The sequence below is a fragment of the Occallatibacter sp. genome (assembly GCF_036502485.1).
Lineage (GTDB): Bacteria > Acidobacteriota > Terriglobia > Terriglobales > Acidobacteriaceae > Telmatobacter.
This window is the reverse complement of sequence record NZ_DASXYM010000110.1, coordinates 14,112-31,198: the sequence shown is the minus strand read 5'-3', so window position 1 is coordinate 31,198 and position 17,087 is coordinate 14,112. Positions and strand designations below refer to the sequence as shown.

The 17,087-nt window shown below is 57.7% G+C and carries 14 protein-coding genes and 1 tRNA gene; 7 read left to right on the top strand and 8 right to left on the bottom strand.

Annotated elements, in window-relative coordinates:
* Window positions 1-301: 301 nt before the first annotated feature.
* From VGL22_RS14660 to glgX, 3 genes are all read left to right on the top strand, one after another.
* Entirely contained in the window at window positions 302-2,398 is a 2,097-nt protein-coding gene (locus tag VGL22_RS14660; RefSeq protein ID WP_465267682.1) for a PP2C family protein-serine/threonine phosphatase, read from the top strand.
* A 27-nt stretch (window positions 2,399-2,425) separates the two neighbouring features.
* Window positions 2,426-2,938, top strand: coding sequence for a GNAT family N-acetyltransferase (locus tag VGL22_RS14655; protein WP_465267681.1), 513 nt, complete (start codon window positions 2,426-2,428; stop codon window positions 2,936-2,938).
* An 89-nt stretch (window positions 2,939-3,027) separates the two neighbouring features.
* Window positions 3,028-5,181, top strand: coding sequence for a glycogen debranching protein GlgX (glgX, locus tag VGL22_RS14650; protein WP_465267680.1), 2,154 nt, complete (start codon window positions 3,028-3,030; stop codon window positions 5,179-5,181).
* A 120-nt stretch (window positions 5,182-5,301) separates the two neighbouring features.
* Here glgX and VGL22_RS14645 read toward each other — a convergent pair whose 3' ends face one another.
* From VGL22_RS14645 to VGL22_RS14625, 5 genes are all read right to left on the bottom strand, one after another.
* The gene (locus VGL22_RS14645; RefSeq protein ID WP_465267679.1) at window positions 5,302-6,642 is read right to left on the bottom strand and encodes an inositol-3-phosphate synthase; all 1,341 of its coding nucleotides are present in this window, start codon (window positions 6,640-6,642) and stop codon (window positions 5,302-5,304) included.
* Between the two features lie 105 nt (window positions 6,643-6,747).
* Window positions 6,748-7,389 (bottom strand): DedA family protein, encoded by a 642-nt coding sequence (locus tag VGL22_RS14640; RefSeq protein WP_465267678.1) that lies wholly within the window; start codon window positions 7,387-7,389, stop codon window positions 6,748-6,750.
* Between the two features lie 100 nt (window positions 7,390-7,489).
* Complete coding sequence (locus VGL22_RS14635) at window positions 7,490-8,905, bottom strand: zinc dependent phospholipase C family protein (RefSeq protein ID WP_465267677.1); 1,416 nt, start codon at window positions 8,903-8,905, stop codon at window positions 7,490-7,492.
* 110 nt (window positions 8,906-9,015) lie between these two features.
* Window positions 9,016-9,092: transfer RNA gene (locus VGL22_RS14630), tRNA-Val, on the bottom strand.
* Between the two features lie 20 nt (window positions 9,093-9,112).
* Window positions 9,113-9,316 (bottom strand): hypothetical protein, encoded by a 204-nt coding sequence (locus VGL22_RS14625; RefSeq protein WP_465267676.1) that lies wholly within the window; start codon window positions 9,314-9,316, stop codon window positions 9,113-9,115.
* A gap of 139 nt (window positions 9,317-9,455) precedes the next feature.
* Here VGL22_RS14625 and VGL22_RS14620 point away from each other — a divergent pair, with 139 nt between their 5' ends.
* The 4 genes from VGL22_RS14620 (at window position 9,456) to VGL22_RS14605 (ending at window position 13,687) form a co-directional block, all read left to right on the top strand.
* Complete coding sequence (locus VGL22_RS14620) at window positions 9,456-10,316, top strand: ChbG/HpnK family deacetylase (RefSeq protein WP_465267675.1); 861 nt, start codon at window positions 9,456-9,458, stop codon at window positions 10,314-10,316.
* Between the two features lie 686 nt (window positions 10,317-11,002).
* Window positions 11,003-12,319, top strand: a complete 1,317-nt coding sequence (locus tag VGL22_RS14615; protein ID WP_465267674.1) for an RES family NAD+ phosphorylase — start codon at window positions 11,003-11,005, stop codon at window positions 12,317-12,319.
* 75 nt (window positions 12,320-12,394) lie between these two features.
* Window positions 12,395-13,078, top strand: coding sequence for a uracil-DNA glycosylase family protein (locus tag VGL22_RS14610; protein ID WP_465267673.1), 684 nt, complete (start codon window positions 12,395-12,397; stop codon window positions 13,076-13,078).
* A gap of 9 nt (window positions 13,079-13,087) precedes the next feature.
* Window positions 13,088-13,687, top strand: a complete 600-nt coding sequence (locus VGL22_RS14605) for a hypothetical protein (protein WP_465267672.1) — start codon at window positions 13,088-13,090, stop codon at window positions 13,685-13,687.
* Between the two features lie 250 nt (window positions 13,688-13,937).
* Here the strand turns inward: VGL22_RS14605 and VGL22_RS14600 are convergent, their stop codons facing one another.
* The 3 genes from VGL22_RS14600 to VGL22_RS14590 all read right to left on the bottom strand — a co-directional run bounded on the left by VGL22_RS14600 (window position 13,938) and on the right by VGL22_RS14590 (window position 17,025).
* The gene (locus tag VGL22_RS14600) at window positions 13,938-15,890 is read right to left on the bottom strand and encodes a tetratricopeptide repeat protein (protein ID WP_465267671.1); all 1,953 of its coding nucleotides are present in this window, start codon (window positions 15,888-15,890) and stop codon (window positions 13,938-13,940) included.
* A complete protein-coding gene (locus VGL22_RS14595) occupies window positions 15,891-16,403 on the bottom strand; it encodes a tetratricopeptide repeat protein (RefSeq protein WP_465267670.1) in 513 nt (170 codons plus the stop codon). It lies immediately after the preceding gene.
* A gap of 169 nt (window positions 16,404-16,572) precedes the next feature.
* Entirely contained in the window at window positions 16,573-17,025 is a 453-nt protein-coding gene (locus VGL22_RS14590; protein WP_465267669.1) for a hypothetical protein, read from the bottom strand.
* Window positions 17,026-17,087: the final 62 nt, after the last annotated feature.

Sequence of the window (17,087 nt, the reverse complement as noted above, 5' to 3'; positions counted from 1 at the left end):
CCACAAGGAAGAATTATTCGGAACAGAGACGAGGGTGCAGGGAATAGGGAGCAGGGAGTGGTGTGTCGCAACTGCAAGAGTTTTCCTATAGATGGCGGCTTGGAGCTGGCATGCTTGTGCATTAAAGTGGAGACCACGGGCAAAGACGGGGGGATGCGTGCGCCGAGGATTAGCAATATTGGCCGTGGTAGCCGTGTGCGGAGGCCTGATGGGCCCGGCACAGCCGCCCGGACCGCGTCCGCCTCATCCCCTGGCAGGACTTCTAAGGCCGCACGGTCACTCCGAGCCGGCTCCCGCGAAAATGGCGGCTACGCCGGAAGTGCTCATCGACGCGACCTCGGTGGGTTCGCCAGTCGTGTTGGACAAGGCCTGGCGGGTCGGGATCACTTCCAGCCCAAATGCTGCCAATCCGGACTTTGATGACTCGACCTGGGTGGTGCGTGACGCCAAGGATGCGATCGCGGATGTTCCCGATGAGGACCGGCCGCCAATCCCTCCGCCGCCCCCGCCGGGCAGCACCAAGACGGAGGAAAGCAAACCCGGAGACGGCAGGCCGGGCGATGGCAAACCGCGCGACGATACGGCGGACCCGGATTTCAATCAAAAGGGGCGCGGCCCCGACCACCAGCGGCCGTGGGTCTGGTTCCGGATACACATCAAGCTTCAGCCCAATCACGGCCCGCTGGCGTTACTGGTCGAGCTGCCGGTCTCGCACACCACCAATGTGAGCATCGGGGCGGAGAGCCTGACGCCGGACATCTATGCGAATGGCAAGCTGATCAAGCCCGACGGTCCGCACAACGACCATCCGGAGCGCTATCAGTCCATCTCACGCGTCTACAACCTGGATGTGCCGCCCTCTCAGACGTCCCTGGTGCTGGTGGTACGGACTCTCTATGTTCCGGTGGGGTATGGGACGTACACGGCGTTCTTCGCCAACCGTACCTTCCACCTGGGGGCTCCCAATGATTTAACGGAGCAGCTTGAGCTGTGGACGAACCACAGCTTGTTCGAGAGGCTTCCGCGGCTGGTCACTTCCATTCTGCTGGTGGTGCTGGGCCTGTTTCTGCTGGCGCTTTATTTCACGCAGAAGGGGCACACCGAGTATCTCTGGCTCGGAATGCATGAGCTGACCCAGGCGCCGATTGCCTTTTTCGAATTGGGCGGCAGTTCCGCGCATATCGACCTGATCCGCTACGGGGCGATTACGCTGCAGGCGGTGCTGCTCTCGGCGTATCTCTATTTTGAGTTTTTGATTTCGTTCCTGGACCTGAAACACAGGTGGGAGAACAAGCGGAAGCGCTGGATTATCCGGCTGATGCGCTACACCGCCCCGATCCTGGTGGTGGTGGGGCCCTCGCTGCTGCTGGTGGAGCGAAGCACGGCGTTCGTGGTCATCTTTATAGCCAGCGGCATTGGGAGTGTGTTCTGGATTGGCGCGTGGCTGTTGTTCAGCGTGATCACGCTGATTGCGGCAACGGCGCGGCGGAATTTTGAAGCAGGACTGCTGCTGTTTCCTCTGGTGCTGGAGTTTGTGGGCATCCTGGAGCCGGTGTTCTCGACCAGCATGGCGGACTGGACGGGGCACAGCTATCAGTCGCCGCTGACCATGCAACTGGGGCCAGTGCCGATTCACTTCGCGACAGTAGCGGATTTCATCGGGCTGCTGGCGATTGTGGTGATCATCTTCTTCCGTTTCCTTCGCATTCAGCGCGACCGGGAAAGGGCGTCGAGCGAACTGGCCGCGGCGCGTAGCGTGCAGGAGCTGCTGATCCCGCAGATGCTGAAGACGCCGGGATTCCAGGTGGACTCGATTTACAACCCCGCGGCCGAGGTTGGCGGCGATTTCTACCATGTCGAACCGACCATGGATGGCGGCCTGGTGGTGGTGATTGGCGATGTGGCGGGCAAGGGGCTCAGGGCCGCGATGAATGTGTCAATGGTGATGGGCGCGCTGCGGCGCAGCCAGGAACGCAGCCCGGCACGGATTCTGGATTCGCTGAACCGGGTGCTGGTGGGCAGCGACGGCATCACGACCTGCCAGGCGATATGGTTTGCTCCCAATGGTGAAGTGGTGATCGCCAATGCGGGTCACCTGCCGCCTTACCTGAACACGCAGGAAGTAAACCTTCCGGGTGGATTGCCGCTGGGCGTATTGGAGACGGTGAACTACGACGAGGTGCGGCTGTATCTGCATCCCGGAGACCGGCTGCTGCTGATGTCCGATGGCGTGGTGGAAGCGCGCAGGTCGGGCGGCGAGTTGTTTGGCTTCGATCGCGTGCACAATCTGAGCAACCAGTCGGCGTTTTATATCGCCGATGCGGCAAAGGCTTTTGGGCAGGAGGACGATATTACGGTTCTGACGGTGCGGAGACTGGCGGCGGCCGTGGCGGCGTGAGAGGCGGGGAAAGAGGGTCAGACGGCCATGGGTGTGGTTGATAGCAACGCGATTCGTCCATGCACCGAGGGCGAGTTTGAGTCCATCTGGAGCGTGGTCAACGATGGTGCGGTAGCGTATCGCGGCTCAATCCCACCTGATCGACTTCACGACCCTTATATGACGCGCGAGGAACTGCAGTCTGAGATCTCCGATGGAGTGCGGTTCTGGGCATACGAAGATGCGCGCGGCGTCGCGGCGGTAATGGGATTGCAGGATGTGCAGGACGTGACCCTGGTCCGGCATGCTTACGTGCGGAGCGAGCGGCAGCGGGAAGGCATTGGAAGCAGGATGCTGCGGGAACTGCGCGCGCTGGCGAGGGGCCCACTTCTTATCGGAACGTGGGCGGACGCGACCTGGGCAATCCGGTTTTATGAGCGTCATGGGTTCCACATCGTGAGCCACGAAGAGAAGGAGCGCCTGCTGCGGAAGTACTGGAAGATTCCGGAGCGGCAGGTGGAAACCTCCGTGGTGCTGGCGGATTCAGCAGACGGCTTTTGAGCTGAAGTGAAATTGCACGTACATGAGTGCAATTTATTGAAAAGCAAGCAAAACAACGAGCTTCTTCAAACCTTGCATCGTAGTTCAGTATGAGCCGAACGTTGCTGCCTGGTAAGCCATACCCTCTCGGTGCGACCCCATCCAGAAGAGGGACCAACTTTGCACTCTATTCCGACGCCGCGACGCGGGTGGACGTCTGCTTCTTTGATCCCGACGGGACCCAGACCGACTGCATCACACTTCGAGAAAAGACCGCGCACGTATTTCACGGATTTGTGAACGGCATCAAGCCGGGGCAGATCTATGGCTTTCGGGTGGACGGGCCGTGGGACCCGCACCAGGGGCTGCGCTTCAACTTCCATAAGCTGATGGTGGATCCATACGCCAAGGCCATCTGCGGCGACGTGAACTGGAAGGGGCCGGTGTTCGGTTACGACGTGAAGTCGGGCGACACGAACCGCATGAGCGAGGAGAACGACGCCGACTCTGTGCCCAAGTCGGTGGTGGTGGATGGGACTTTCGACTGGGATGGCGACCAGCCGCTGGACATTCCGCTGGCGGATTCAGTGATTTACGAGATGCACGTGCGCGGGTTTTCCATGAGAAACCCGAGCGTTCCCGAGGAACTGCGGGGGACATACGCGGGACTGGCGCACGAGTCCAGCGTCGACTATCTGCAGCGGCTGGGAGTGACGGCGGTAGAGCTGCTACCCATTCATCACTTTGTCGATGACGGATTTCTGGTTGACAAGGGGATGCGCAATTACTGGGGCTACAACACGCTGGGATTCTTCGCGCCGATGTCGCGATACAGCTCGTCAGGGGATCAGGGCGGACAGGTACGCGAGTTCAAAGAGATGGTGAAAGCGCTGCACGCGGCAGGAATCGAAGTGATTCTGGACGTGGTGTACAACCACACCTGCGAGGGCAATCACCAGGGGCCAATGCTGAGCTGGAAGGGCGTGTGCAACACCACCTACTACCGGCTGGTTGAAAACGACCCGCAGTTCTACATGGATTACACCGGCACCGGCAACACGCTGAACGTGCGCAATCCTCAGGTGCTGAAGATGATTATGGATTCGCTGCGGTACTGGCGCACGGAGATGCACGTGGACGGGTTCCGATTCGATCTCGCCTCCACGCTGGCGCGTGAGCTGCATGCGGTGAGCCGCCTGAGCTCGTTCTTCGACACCATTCATCAGGATCCGGTGCTGGAGCAGGTGAAGCTGATTGCCGAGCCGTGGGACGTGGGCGACGGCGGCTACCAGGTGGGCAATTTCCCGGTGCTGTGGGCAGAGTGGAACGGCAAGTATCGCGACACGGTGCGGCGCTTCTGGAAAGGCGACGGCAGCATGCTGAGCGACTTTGCTTACCGTCTGACAGGATCGAGCGACCTGTACCAGTTTGACGGGCGCAAGCCGTACGCGAGCATCAACTTCATCACGGCGCATGACGGGTTCACGCTGGCCGATCTGGTGAGTTACAACAACAAACACAACGAGGCCAACGGCGAGAACAACCGGGACGGCTCGGACAGTAACGACTCATGGAATATGGGAGCGGAAGGTCCGACTGAGGATGAGCAGATCAACCGGCTGCGAGAGCGGCAGATGCGGAACTTTCTGACCACTTTGATGTTGAGCCAGGGAGTTCCCATGCTGACCGGCGGCGACGAGGTTGCGCGCTCGCAGATGGGCAACAACAACGGCTTCTGCCAGGACACCGAGCTGAGCTGGTTCGACTGGGATCTGGATGAGCCCCGCAAGCGGCTGCGCGAATTCACCCGCAAGCTGATCCGGCTGCGGCTGGACCACCCTAACCTGCACAGGAGGAAGTTTTTCCAGGACCGCGAGATCCGCAAGCGCGGCAACGGCGCTCTGGTACGGGTCATCAAGGATGTGGCCTGGTTTAACCCCGATGGCAACGAGGTCAGTGACGAGGACTGGAACTCGTGCTGGGCGCGCGCGATTTCATTGATGCTGAACGGCAGGACGCTTCAGGTGACGAACGAAGACGGCGACTGGTTGATCGATGACAGCTTCCTTTTGCTGGTGAACGCGGCGGATCAGGGCGTGGAGTTCACGCTGCCGGAGTCGCCGAGCGGCAATGCATGGCACCAGATTATCGACACAGAGAATATTGAAGACCCGTTCGTGGATGTTCTGGAGGTTGAGGACAAGCTGATCGTGGGGGGGAGGGCCCTGAAGCTGTTGAGCGACCGTTCGGTCACGGGTATGTGAGCCCCTGACCTGGAAGCAGGCAAGAAGAGCGAAGCCCCATCCTGAGGATGGGGCTTGACTCGTGGGAACTGTAAGTGAGTTCCCAAGTCTCAGAATCGAGACCGGGGGCACCCATGAGAATCAGTCGTAGTATTCCAAGCCCAGGTGAGTGATGAGCTCGGCGCCCTGGATGTGGCGCAGGGTGTTCTTGAGCTTCATGAGCTGAATGAAGAGATCGTGCTCGGGGTACAGGCCCTCGCGCGTCTGGGGGCTCTTGAGGTAGAAGCTCAGCCACTCCTGGATACCGATGTTGCGCAGCTCCGGCGTGCGCTGGGCGAGATCGAGGAACATGACCAGGTCAAGCGCGATAGGCGCCGCAAGGATGGAGTCGCGGCAGAGGAAGTCCACCTTGATCTGCATGGGATAACCGAGCCATCCGAAGATGTCAATGTTGTCCCAGCCTTCCTTGTTATCGCCGCGGGGCGGGTAGTAGTTGATGCGGACCTTGTGGAAGATGTTTTTGTAGAGGTCCGGGTAGAGCTCGGGCTGGAAGATGTATTCGAGGGAGCCGAGCTTCGACTCTTCCTTGGTCTTGAACGACTCGGGATCGTCGAGAACTTCGCCGTCGCGGTTACCGAGGATATTGGTGGAGTACCAGCCGGAGACGCCGAGCAGGCGAGCCTTGAAGGCCGGCGCGAGGACGGTCTTCATGAAAGTCTGCCCGGTCTTGAAGTCCTTTCCACAGATGGGGGCCTTGTTCGCCTTGGAGAGCTCGATCATTGCCGGCACGTCGACGGTGAGATTGGGCGCGCCGTTGGCAAAGGGCACACCCTCCGTCAGCGCGGCATAAGCGTAGATCTGCGAGGGCGCGATGCCGATGTCGTCGTTCTCCAGGCCCGTCTCGAAGGCCTCGACGGTGGCGTGAACGGCGGTAGGCTCGAGGAAGATCTCGGTCGATCCGCACCAAATCATGACGACGCGGTCGACGGTCTTGCGGAAGTTGCGAATGTCTTCACGGACCTGGTTGGCCAGATCCATCTTGTTCTTGCCCTTCTTGACGTGCGTGCCGTGCAGGCGCTTTACATAGTACTGATCGAAGACCGCAGGCAGAGGCTTGATGGCCTCGAGATAAGGCTTGAGCTGCTCGATCGTCTCCTTGTCGAGCACCTTGGCGTGCGCGGCGCTCTCGTAGACGTTGTCCTCGAAAATATCCCAGCCGGTAAAGACGACATCATTGATGTCGGCGAGGGGAACAAAATCCTTGATGAGCGGGGATTTGTTGTCTGTCCGCTTGCCCAGACGGATGGTGCCCATCTGCGTGAGCGAACCGATGGGCTTGGCGAGTCCGCGGCGGACGGCTTCAACACCGGCGATCATGGTGGTGGCGACGGCGCCGAGGCCGACGACCATCACTCCCAGCTTGCCTTTGGCAGGCGCTACCTTCGAGGCGGTCTTAGAGCCGCCTTGTGCTTCTGTCGACATGATTCTCCCAATCCTTCCTTTGCTTCCTGCGGGACAGGCAGAACAGCCCCGGCAAACTGAACGCGAAATTCAAGTGTACGCCGCGCAACAGGCTTGATTCAGCGGCTAGATTGTGTCCGCCTGGCTGCGGCGACGCAGGTGCGACCACACGAACCACACAATGCCGAGCGCCACCAGGATCTCGATCACGGTGTGAAAACGATGAAACTGCTCATGGAAGCTGGAATTCGGATCATTCCATTTTTCCCCGAGCTTCATGCCCGCATAGGCCAGGCCGAGACACCAAGGCCACGAACCCATGAAGGTGTAGATGTGAAAACGAAGCTGTCCCATGCGGGCGATCCCGGCGGGAAACGCGACGAAGGTGCGAACCACCGGCAGCAGCCGTCCGACGAGCACGGTAATCGAGCCGTATTTATCGAAATAATGAGTCATCCGATCGAGATCGTGTTGACTCATGAGGACCCAGCGACCGTAGCGCTCCACGAGGGGCCGCCCACCGAGGGCGCCGATCCAATAAGCCACCAGCGAGCCCAGATTGCAGCCGATGGCGCCGGCCGTGGCAACTGCCAGGAGTGTGAAGGTGCCCTTCCAAACCAGATAGCCTGCGAAGGGCATGATGATTTCAGACGGCAGCGGAATGCAGGCCGACTCAATGCCCATGAGCGCAACAATACCGGCGTAACCGCCGGCTTCAATGACATGGGTGACAAACTGGACTAATAAGGCGAGAATGCGTTCCGTCATGCGCGACTTTCAGTATATAGGTTCGAGGGAGGGCGCGGTTTCGAATGGCGCGGGGGTGACAGACGCCCTCCGCGCCGCAGGGCAGAAGCATTCAGGCAACTTACTCCTGACCCGTGACACCTTCTTCGTAGGTTTGATATGGCTCAGGGAATGGGCTCGTCGGCATGCCCTTGAGAGTTCCGAGATCGGCGAGCACGCGCTTCCACTGGTCGGGATGCTTCTTGGTCGCGATGGGAGCGTCGAGGTCGGAATAGTAAGCGAGGATATCCTCTTTGATCCCCTGGGGGATGGGCACCGTGGGCTGGCTGGTGAGGGTATGCAGCAGGTACGCGTAAGTATTGTCGGTGAGTGGGTAGCCGCCGGGCTTGACTACGTCGCCGGTGTCGAGGTCACGGTTGGGCAACGGATGGCGGGGATCGGAGCGTGTCTGGCTTACTGCGCGGGCACGGGCGCTCGTTCCCAGTTCCGCGGAGGGCCTTTGCGCGTCGCGGGCATCGGGCGGAAGCGGAGGCAGGGCCTTGCGCTTGTCCGGTGGTGTAAACCGGGCGAGCATGCGGCGCATGGCGGCAACAGACAAAGCAACGCTGTGCACGTAATCGGCTTCGGCCCGGGGGCTTGGGCCCTTGATCGCGCAAAGCCGGAAGGGACCGAAGCGCGGCATGATGAAGATGATTCCGGCGAGCAGGTGCTCTCCGAAATTCGGCGGCCGGCGGTATGTCGCCCAGTTATTGGCGACGCCCATGGCTGTGATTTCGCTGCGCAGGGCATGAGCCTCAGGCGTGTCGACGTCGGGGGTCATGTGCTTCCTGTGCAGGATGCCTACGGCAGTGGCGATGTGCGGCACGAAGGACCGCACCGCGAAGCGGTAGGCGTCCTCATTGACGCGACGCTTGCGGGTGCCGTCGAAGTCTTCTGACACGCCATAGGTCTGGTAGTAGGCCAACCCCAGTTGGTGCATGGAGACGTTCATCCCGATGTGCTGGAGATATTTGAGCGGAGCTGTACGATTGTGCGTGTTCTCGTCCACGTCAAAGGCGAATTCGACCTCGACATGCTGAACCTTGCCCTGAGAGTAATTCACGCTCTTCCCGTATTCTGTGCGCAGTTTGGGAAAAGCAATAGGAACGCCGAGGTTGGTCGCGAGCGGGTGGCCGATCGAGTCGCCAACGTAGTGCGAGAGGGCACCTATGGCAAACGCCAGTTCGTCGGCAGTGTGGGCGTTGCGGAACAAGGCCATCACGAAGTCGCCGGATCGAACGTAGTGGGTGAGATTGGAGAGAGAAGCCTCGCCGAGCGGGTAATAACCGATGTCCTGAATGACGCATCCGCCATAAGCATAGGAACGTGCCTCATCGAGCTGGGCCGGTGTGAGATCGGGAAAGCGGCTGAGCAATAGCGGAACGATGGAGTCGTCCCAGGTGAGGTCGATGAGCTGTTCGTGGGTGAGCAGAGAGTACGCAAATCCGGTAGTCGAAGCAGCCAACAGGACGAAAACACAGATTATGCGGTAGAACACGCCCCCGCATCTTTCACTTGCCATAAAAGAATAAGATGCAAGTGGCAGCAAACGCGGCGGGAAGGGCTGATGAACCGCGCCGAATCCGCAGCTAGCTGCAGTGCAGGTGCTGGTGGGCAGAGAGGGACTCGAACCCCCGACATCCTGCTTGTAAGGCAGGCGCTCTAACCAACTGAGCTATCCGCCCACATTGTGGGAAGGGCCTGATCAGGCCTCAATCCATAATAGCAGTGCATATTCTCGTGCGATGGCCACTGCTGCGCCAGAAAGCACGAGAATCGTCTTCTGATCCAGCTGAATACCGAGCGGCGTGCGAAACACCACCGTAAGCCCGGCGAGCAACACCAGCAGCAGAATCACCCACCAGTAGGTCTTGAGGAACTTCCCCGTGTCGAAGGGTTCGTTGGCCATGGTTGTTATTCCAATTCTGCAATGCTGCCACAAACATGATCGAAACGAATAGTCAAATTCATCGGCGCAAGGCGCTGGAGGAGCGTCCACGGGTCCACGCACACGCGTTTGCGTGCTTGCTGCCTTGATACACTCGGGGGTGATCCGCCTCATCGTAAATGCAGACGACTTCGGCCTCACCTCCGGCGTGAACCGCGCCGTACTCGAACTGCACAAAGCCGGTGTGCTGACCAGCGCCACGCTCATGGCGCGAGCCGCGGCGACGGATGAGGCGATTGAGATTGCCAGGGCGACGCCGACGCTCGGCGTGGGATGTCATGTGGTGCTGGTGGACGGCGAGCCGATGCAAGCGGCGGCCCAGCTTCTTACTCTGGCTGATTCACGCAGCGGCCGATTCCATCCGAAGCTCGGGGCGTTCCTGAGGCGGCTGCTGTCCGGCAAGATTGTCGATGCCGAGATTGAGGCGGAGGCGCGCGCGCAGATTCAGTCGCTTCAGAAATCCGGACTCGAGCTGACACACGTCGACACACACAAGCACACACACATGTTTCCGCGCGTGCTTCGGCCGGTCCTGCGCGCGGCCAAGTCTTGCGGCATTCGTGCCGTACGCAACCCCTTCGAGCGGGCTTGGAGCGTCGCTGCGACGCCCGGCGCTCCGGTAGCGCGGCGCCTGCAGGTGCGCCTGCTGCGAACGCTGGAATCGCGCTTCTGCCGGATCGTCGCCGAAGAGGGGTTCACCACAACGGACGGGGCGGTGGGAGTGGTGGCGACGGGGACACTCGACCAGCGGGCCGTTGCTTCCCTGCTCTCCGCGCTGCCGCCCGATGGAATTTACGAATTAGTGACTCACCCCGGCTACAATGACGCCGAGCTGGCGGCCGCTCATACGCGGCTGCTGACTTCGCGCGAAACCGAACGGGAGGCCCTGTTGGGCGTGAGAATGGCGCCGAACATGAAGCTGATTTCGTTCGCCAGCCTGGTGGCGTCGGCGAATCTCTGATTCAACTTCTCTTTTTCCCGGCTTGGAACATGGTCGGGACCTTCTGCATCTTTGCTGCAAAGCCAAACGTCCAATCGCAAGACTGTCGAAACGATCAAATCCTGGCCGTCTTCAGCAAAAAGTGGCCAACGCTAAATGCCCTATATTTAAGCACCTGCAAAATATCCAAAAAAATGGATTGATAGCATAAATTGGCCAGGTTTTCAGATTCGAGCGGAATTCTTGGCCGCCAAAAGCGGTAAGTGCAAGGTCAAAGCGGTCTAAGCGGGGAAGGTGCAATTGCACTTCCACCCACCAGGCCAACCAAGTTCTTAGCCCATAGGGCATTTGCGGTCGCCCATCGTACGTCCTCTGCGCAAACCAAGTCGGGGTATCGATTTGGCGTTCGGCCACCCGAAACTTCTCTCTCCAAATTCATCCGCCCCCCTTTGCCATAATGTGAAGAAGTTGTGGAGTGTGAGCGGTTATACATGCGTCGTCGTCTGCGCTCTATCAAAGCCGTCAACCCGGAGGATCAGCACACGCCTATGCTCTATTTGATCTGTTGACGGGCCGACGGTTGTTGAGCCCCCTCACGAAGGAACGAAGGTGAGAAATGAATGAAGCCACCAACGGCGATTCGCGGCTCTGTCATCGGTGTGTAGGCGAGAACACTTTCAAAGCCAAGATAAAGAGAAGCGGAAAGCATGGCAAACTGCTCATTTTGCCGCAAATACCTAAAGACGATTTCGCTTGATCAGGCTGCGGACATCTTCGACGTGGTGTTCGAACGGAATTTCGTCCGTACAGATGACCAACCGACAGACATGGAATACACGATGAGCCGCGAAAGCGACTATGAATGGGAGCGATCCGGAGAGGATATTGTTGAGCTCTTGCAGGAAGTTGGGCAGATCGAGCCGGAGGTCGCCGAAGGTGTCAGACAACTGCTGGAGGACAAGCACTTCGATTTTGAAGAAGAGAAAATGGGCGAGGAGTCAGATTTCTCTCCAGAATCCCGCTACACGCACAAGAAGGTGGAGTCTGAGCAGTTTCATTCAGAATGGCGTTCTTTCGAGGAAAGCCTCAAGACCAAATCTAGGTACTTCAGTAAACGCGCATCCTTGACACTTTTAACACTATTCAATGGTATCCATCGCTCCACTACTGCCGGAAATCGTCCCGTCATCGTGCGTGCCGGCCCCGGGACAAGCATTTCATCGCTCTTCAGAGCCCGTGTTTTTCAAGACGACAAAAAGCTCGTCCGTGCTCTGGAGCGCCCCGACCTTGAAATTGGGCCACCCCCTCCCGCTCTCGCGGCTGCAGGACGAATGAACGCGCGCGGGATATCGACTTTCTGCGGTGCCACAGATCGAGAAGTCGCCCTCGCCGAGGTAAGGCCCTTCGTTGGGAGCCGGGTTGTCACTGCAAGGTTCGAATTGCTTCGGTCAATATCGCTCCTAGACTTAGAGGCATTAAGCGAGGTCAGCGCGAGCGGAAGCCTGTTCGATGAAAACCATCGATACGACATGGCAAAGGCTAACTTTCTTCAAAGCTTGAGCCAGAAGATGACCGCTCCTGTGATGCCAGACGCAGAGATCTTCGAATATCTGCCGACGCAAGTGATCGCCGAATATCTCGCCTCTCAAGTGAATCCCGAATTGGATGGCATTTTGTATCCGTCAGCGCAAGCTAAGAACGGGAAAAGCAATGTCGTGTTGTTTCATGAATCGTCGCTGGTTGAAAGACTTAAAATGTTGGAGGATACTGAGATCTTTGTCGAAACGGTAATCCACACATCAGATGGATTTGAGCCCGAATACTGGGTGTTCGAGCGAACGGCTCCTGAAGAAGAGGCGACAGAGGTAGTCGATTCGCATGCGCCCGAAGTTCCTCATAAAAGTAATCAGGGCAACGGGGTGATGCCGACGCTCCAAATCGATTTATCATCGGTCGAAGTCCACCACATCGAAAGCGTGCTGTACAGCCATTCAGACCACCAGGTTCATAGAAGCCAGACGTAGGGTGGGAATGTGTCGAAAGAGCGCCTACGGAACGCTGCGATTGATTCGCTTGCAACCAACCGGAACGGATACCAGATGGAACCCAAGAGAAAAGCGGAAGCGGTAATCGTCCAGTTGCTTAAGGCGATGGACGACACGGTTCTCAGCTACCATCCTACGGTCGTACGAACAAACTCGACCGTCGAAGGCCTCATTCAAGGCACGGCCTTCTTTCCTGGAGGAGCAGGTCTCTGGAGAGGTTCGCAGAACTTCGGCGAAATGCCTGAAGGGTTTCCCGAATCCCCCATAATGTTCGTGGGGCACAATTTCGACAGCCAGCTCGCTTACGAGCGTTCGCTCAGCAATGGCGGAGAAGTCAGCGGACACTTCTGGTCACGACTACGCGGCATGTTGAAGGCGGCAGGACTTTGCTCGGAGCGGTGCTTTTTTACCAATGCTTTGATGGGATTGAAGCCTGGGAGCGCGCTGGGACCAATGCCATCCGTTGCTGGTTACAAGGATGAATGCAGGGCATTCCTCGCGCGCCAGGTCGAGATCGTTGACCCTTCCACTATTGTTGCTCTCGGCGACGATGCGTATCTTTACGTTCGTCGTTTGGAAATAGCTCATACGAAACTTAGACACCCGACTAATCGGTATTTCAATCCGCTTATCACGAGGGATGTCCGCATCCGCGAGGAAGGCATGAAGCTTCGCGAGTTCCTTGACACATTCGGACTAGAGAAAAGTGGAAACCAATGCAGGACTGATGCTGTATAGTTCATCATCATGCCAACCGATGCCGCAACTGCGATAGCCTACGTCGGTGCCTTTGTTGGACTCGTGGGAGGAGGCGTGGGTCTCTTTAATTCGAAGAAGGCGGTCTCCTGGAAGCGAGCTGAACTTGCGAACAGCTACATGAAGGATTTCAACAATAGCCCAGAATTGCTCTTTGCTACGAGATGTCTGGATTGGAATGGTGGAAGACTGATCGTCCCAGAGAGTCTGCGGCCCTACAACACAGACAACGCAGCCACAATCGTTCATGATCGGCAGATCTTCGAGAAGGCCCTCAGCCCCTCGTTGCAGATTGACCAAATGGATGAGGACCCGCGTATCCAGATATACCGAGTGTCTATCGACGGCTTTCTATCATGGCTTTCTCTGGTGGCCAGTGCTCTCGACAGGAGGCTTTTTCAGGTCGCAGATATCGAGGATGTTGGATATTGGGTCTCAAAGATTGAGAGCGAAATCGTCATGCACAGATTCATCGTTGCTTACGGTTATGCAAACAACATTGAGAAGCTCATCCGTCTCTACCGCGCCAAAGATTCGGCCTACAAAGACTGGACATTTCCGGCGAATCACCCAAGGCGCCATTCAGCGTGACAAACACCTCGAGGATCACACGGAGTTTCCTTCTAAATCTTGGCGCCTTTCAATAGCGGAAAACTCACTCTGGGATTTGTATCAGATTTATTTTCAGCGAATTGCGTGTGCCGTCCGAGTTGGGCGATGATCTGGTCAAGTATCCGACGCGCAAACCGGCCAAGCTGGTGGAAGTTGGCGCGCAAGCGAGGCTTGCTGTGATTCCTCAGGCGGAAATCAAGCTGACATATCGCACGATTATGCCAGATCGTCAGGTCTGTGAATCTTCAACTGCGAACTGTTTCTTGATCAGCTCGCTCAAATCCAATTGCCTGACCACCTTAAAAATTTGCGCGCTCTCTTCCAACAACGGCTGAGCCTTCGATGGCTCGCCATGAAGGACGTAAAATTTCGCCAGATCATCCGTCGCCTTGGCGTAACTCAATGATTCGATGCCGACTGAGCGGGCGGCCAGATTGCGTGCCTCCTCAAGGGCTATCTGAGCTAAATCACTCTCCCCGGCCGCCAGATGGATGCCCGCCTCGCTGAGCAGCAGCCTAACCAGACCGTCGAAATTGGCGCTATTCTTCAGCAACATGATCTGTCGCGCCTGGTCGAGGAGCTCTAGCGCCACATCGTAACGTGACTGGTCTGCGCGCAGCCGGGCGAGGTTCACCAGAATCTTCGCGTAATCAGGCGTGGAACCGGCGCCTTGATCGATGTAGATTTGCCTCGCCTCCTCCAGTGAGGACTCTGCATAGGACAGCTTCCCCTGATGGCGGAAAATTACACCAATACTGGAGGCGAGGTCAGCGTACAGCAGGGAGTCGCATGCCTGTTGTTCAGCGAGGATTTTGCGCGCTTCTTGATAAGAGATGAGAGCCTGATCATGCAAGCCCATCTGTCGTTGCAAGATTCCTAGCTGAAGCAGAACGGGCGGAAGCTGCATCCGGCAATCGCGCATGTTGGACCGGACATGTCTCAGCGCACATTCGAACGCTATTGTAGCTGCTAAAAAATCGCCCAGTGCAGTGTAATTGCGTCCAATCAGGTTGAATCGAACGCCATTCAACGAGGCGCTGATTGGGCCCTTCCCTTTGACATAGCTGAATCGACGTAGGTTCGTAAGGGAAGAGGCGTATTGGCCAGACTTATAGTCAAGCATCGCCATGGCGATAACCCCATGCATGCGCGTCTCTTCCCCGCTTTCACCGGTGTCAAGCGACTCGTACCTTTTCAACAGATTGTGAAGTGCGTCCATGTCGCCTGAGGCGATGTAGAATTCGCAGAGCCGTTGCAGGATCGCGATCAGACGCGGCCCCCTCACTGCCAATCTCTCCGCGAGATCGAGGGCGCGCAGAAGCGCAGTTTCAGCTTTGTCCTGTTGGAGAGCCATGTAGGCCCTGCCTACTTCGTAGAGAATGTCCGCCAGGATCTCGGGCCCCGGATCGGAAACCTCGAGTTGCTGGAGCAGTTCCACAGCCTCTTCGTAACGGCTTTCGTGAATAAGGAGGCGCGCTCGTGCAAGCTCGGCTGCCGGGTCTGCGGGCGCGGGCTGCACTGGCTCCGATGGCTCCGGCGGGCCGGATTCGGTTAACGCGGAAACCCTCGCAAGATGTCTATGCTTCGATTTCTGCGCCTTCCGTAGCTCTGCGTATGCGCGGGCAGCAAGGCAGACGCCATCCCAACTCAGCGAATCAGGAGGAATCAGCTCAGGCGCCACTCGCTTCTGCTTAACGATTTCGCTAAGGTGCGTCGGCGTACACTGATGGCCGATAGCCGTCGCCGCCCAAGCAAAGGGATAGGAGCGGCGCAACGGTGTATAGGGAGTGCGGCAGCGGAGCAGGCGTGCCACATCATCTTCGTACTTCGGCGTGAACGGCTCGAATGTAGTGTCGCCGTTAACGCGCAGCGCGTTGGGATTCTCCCGCAGGTAGACGATCAGCGCACCTTCGAGCTTCTTCGGAGGTTTATCTCGAAATACGTACGGAGGAAGCATCTCCTGGGCTACCAGATCGTGGCTTCGGACTACAGCATGGGCGGCCCTGGCGATGCTGTGCTCATAGTCGTCCGGCGTGCCGTAGACGATTTTCAGGGTCCGAAGACCATATCTATAACATTCTTCGATGCGCCGAAGGATAACTTGCTCGGCCGTTACGATACTGGTTCCATGAAGATCAAGCCTGAACTCGCCGATGTCGAATCGTAGATTCTGGTCCGCCATTCAGATCGCTCCCTGAAGAGCGCGCTTGAAGCTCTCCGGCAACTTGTGCCACAACGACGGCTCTAGCGCGAGGACCTTCTTCATCTCTGCCTGCCACTCGCGGCTCATTTTCAGTACCCTGTAGCACTCGGCAAGATGCTTGTGCGCGAACACATTCTCTGGTTTCAGGTCCGCTGCCTTTCGAAACAGAGGTAGCGCTTCCTGCACATTTCTTCTGTCCATCCACGAAAGCCCCCAATGAAAGGCCACGAAGAAATTCGACTCATCCAGTTGGGTGGCGCGCTGGTAACAGAGGTCCGCACGTTCGAAGTTGCCAGTATCGCGAAAACAGGTACCTAGGCGCTCCCACATATCCGAACTGTCAGGAATAAGTGCAACCGCTTGAGCAAAGTAATCTAACGCGGGTTGGGGCTCATCAGAAGCCGACAATCTGTAGCCGCATTCAAATAGACCGAGGACTTCATCGCCGCCCCCCTTCAAATCCACCTGATTATTACCGCTATAACCGCTCATCTTTCTCCCGACCCGCACGCAGAGATGCAAACTTGCTAGAAGCAGCGCTGAATGAAGATGTACTCCTTGGTTTGTTTAAGGATAATTCAATCAGCTCCCCCGCGGAATAGCCTGGACGGCATCTGGACAAGGCTGTCCGGGGCTTTTGGATGGGCTTATCGCTCTATCGTCAGCCTCCACACTTTTGGCACTTATAGTGCGGATCGCTTTCCGTCGTGGTTTGAGATGGCAAATGAAGTTCGGCCAGCACCTTCTGGGCCATTGACTTGTCTTTCAAGATGCATTTGTCTGCAATAAGGTTAAACGAACCGGTTATTGTGTTGTAGACAACGCGGCCGCGCGGGTAGTCGTCGTATTCCGAGTCCCGTGGAACAATGCCGTTGCGTTGAAGAAAGCGGGACCACTCGCGGTCGTGACCTTGTGAGTAGTTCTTGAATTCTCCCCACGATTCGGCTTCGCCGAGCGGTTCTCCAAGGATCACGGCTTTTCCGTCGACTACCCAGAATATGCCAACCTCTGGCGCACCGGCGACCCTCTCCCGTTTCCGTGCCTGTGCTCTTTCGTATATGGCGGCGATCAACTGCGTTTCGGTCTTGGGTGTTAAATCTTCGTCGCTGCTCATAGAATCCCCGTTTACCTATTCGGATGAAGTCGGCTTTGTGCACGCGCCGTGACCTGTTGAAT

What these genes read in the sequence shown, in the direction of transcription:
- VGL22_RS14660 (WP_465267682.1), top strand. Translation starts at nt 302, where the DNA reads ATGGCGGCTACGCCGGAAGTGCTCATCGACGCGACCTCGGTGGGTTCG.
- VGL22_RS14605 (WP_465267672.1), top strand. Translation starts at nt 13,088, where the DNA reads ATGCCAACCGATGCCGCAACTGCGATAGCCTACGTCGGTGCCTTTGTT.
- VGL22_RS14590 (WP_465267669.1), bottom strand. Translation starts at nt 17,025, where the DNA reads ATGAGCAGCGACGAAGATTTAACACCCAAGACCGAAACGCAGTTGATC.
- VGL22_RS14610 (WP_465267673.1), top strand. Translation starts at nt 12,395, where the DNA reads ATGGAACCCAAGAGAAAAGCGGAAGCGGTAATCGTCCAGTTGCTTAAG.
- VGL22_RS14640 (WP_465267678.1), bottom strand. Translation starts at nt 7,389, where the DNA reads ATGACGGAACGCATTCTCGCCTTATTAGTCCAGTTTGTCACCCATGTC.
- VGL22_RS14645 (WP_465267679.1), bottom strand. Translation starts at nt 6,642, where the DNA reads ATGTCGACAGAAGCACAAGGCGGCTCTAAGACCGCCTCGAAGGTAGCG.
- VGL22_RS14655 (WP_465267681.1), top strand. Translation starts at nt 2,426, where the DNA reads ATGGGTGTGGTTGATAGCAACGCGATTCGTCCATGCACCGAGGGCGAG.
- VGL22_RS14600 (WP_465267671.1), bottom strand. Translation starts at nt 15,890, where the DNA reads ATGGCGGACCAGAATCTACGATTCGACATCGGCGAGTTCAGGCTTGAT.
- VGL22_RS14615 (WP_465267674.1), top strand. Translation starts at nt 11,003, where the DNA reads ATGGCAAACTGCTCATTTTGCCGCAAATACCTAAAGACGATTTCGCTT.
- VGL22_RS14595 (WP_465267670.1), bottom strand. Translation starts at nt 16,403, where the DNA reads ATGAGCGGTTATAGCGGTAATAATCAGGTGGATTTGAAGGGGGGCGGC.
- VGL22_RS14625 (WP_465267676.1), bottom strand. Translation starts at nt 9,316, where the DNA reads ATGGCCAACGAACCCTTCGACACGGGGAAGTTCCTCAAGACCTACTGG.
- glgX (WP_465267680.1), top strand. Translation starts at nt 3,028, where the DNA reads ATGAGCCGAACGTTGCTGCCTGGTAAGCCATACCCTCTCGGTGCGACC.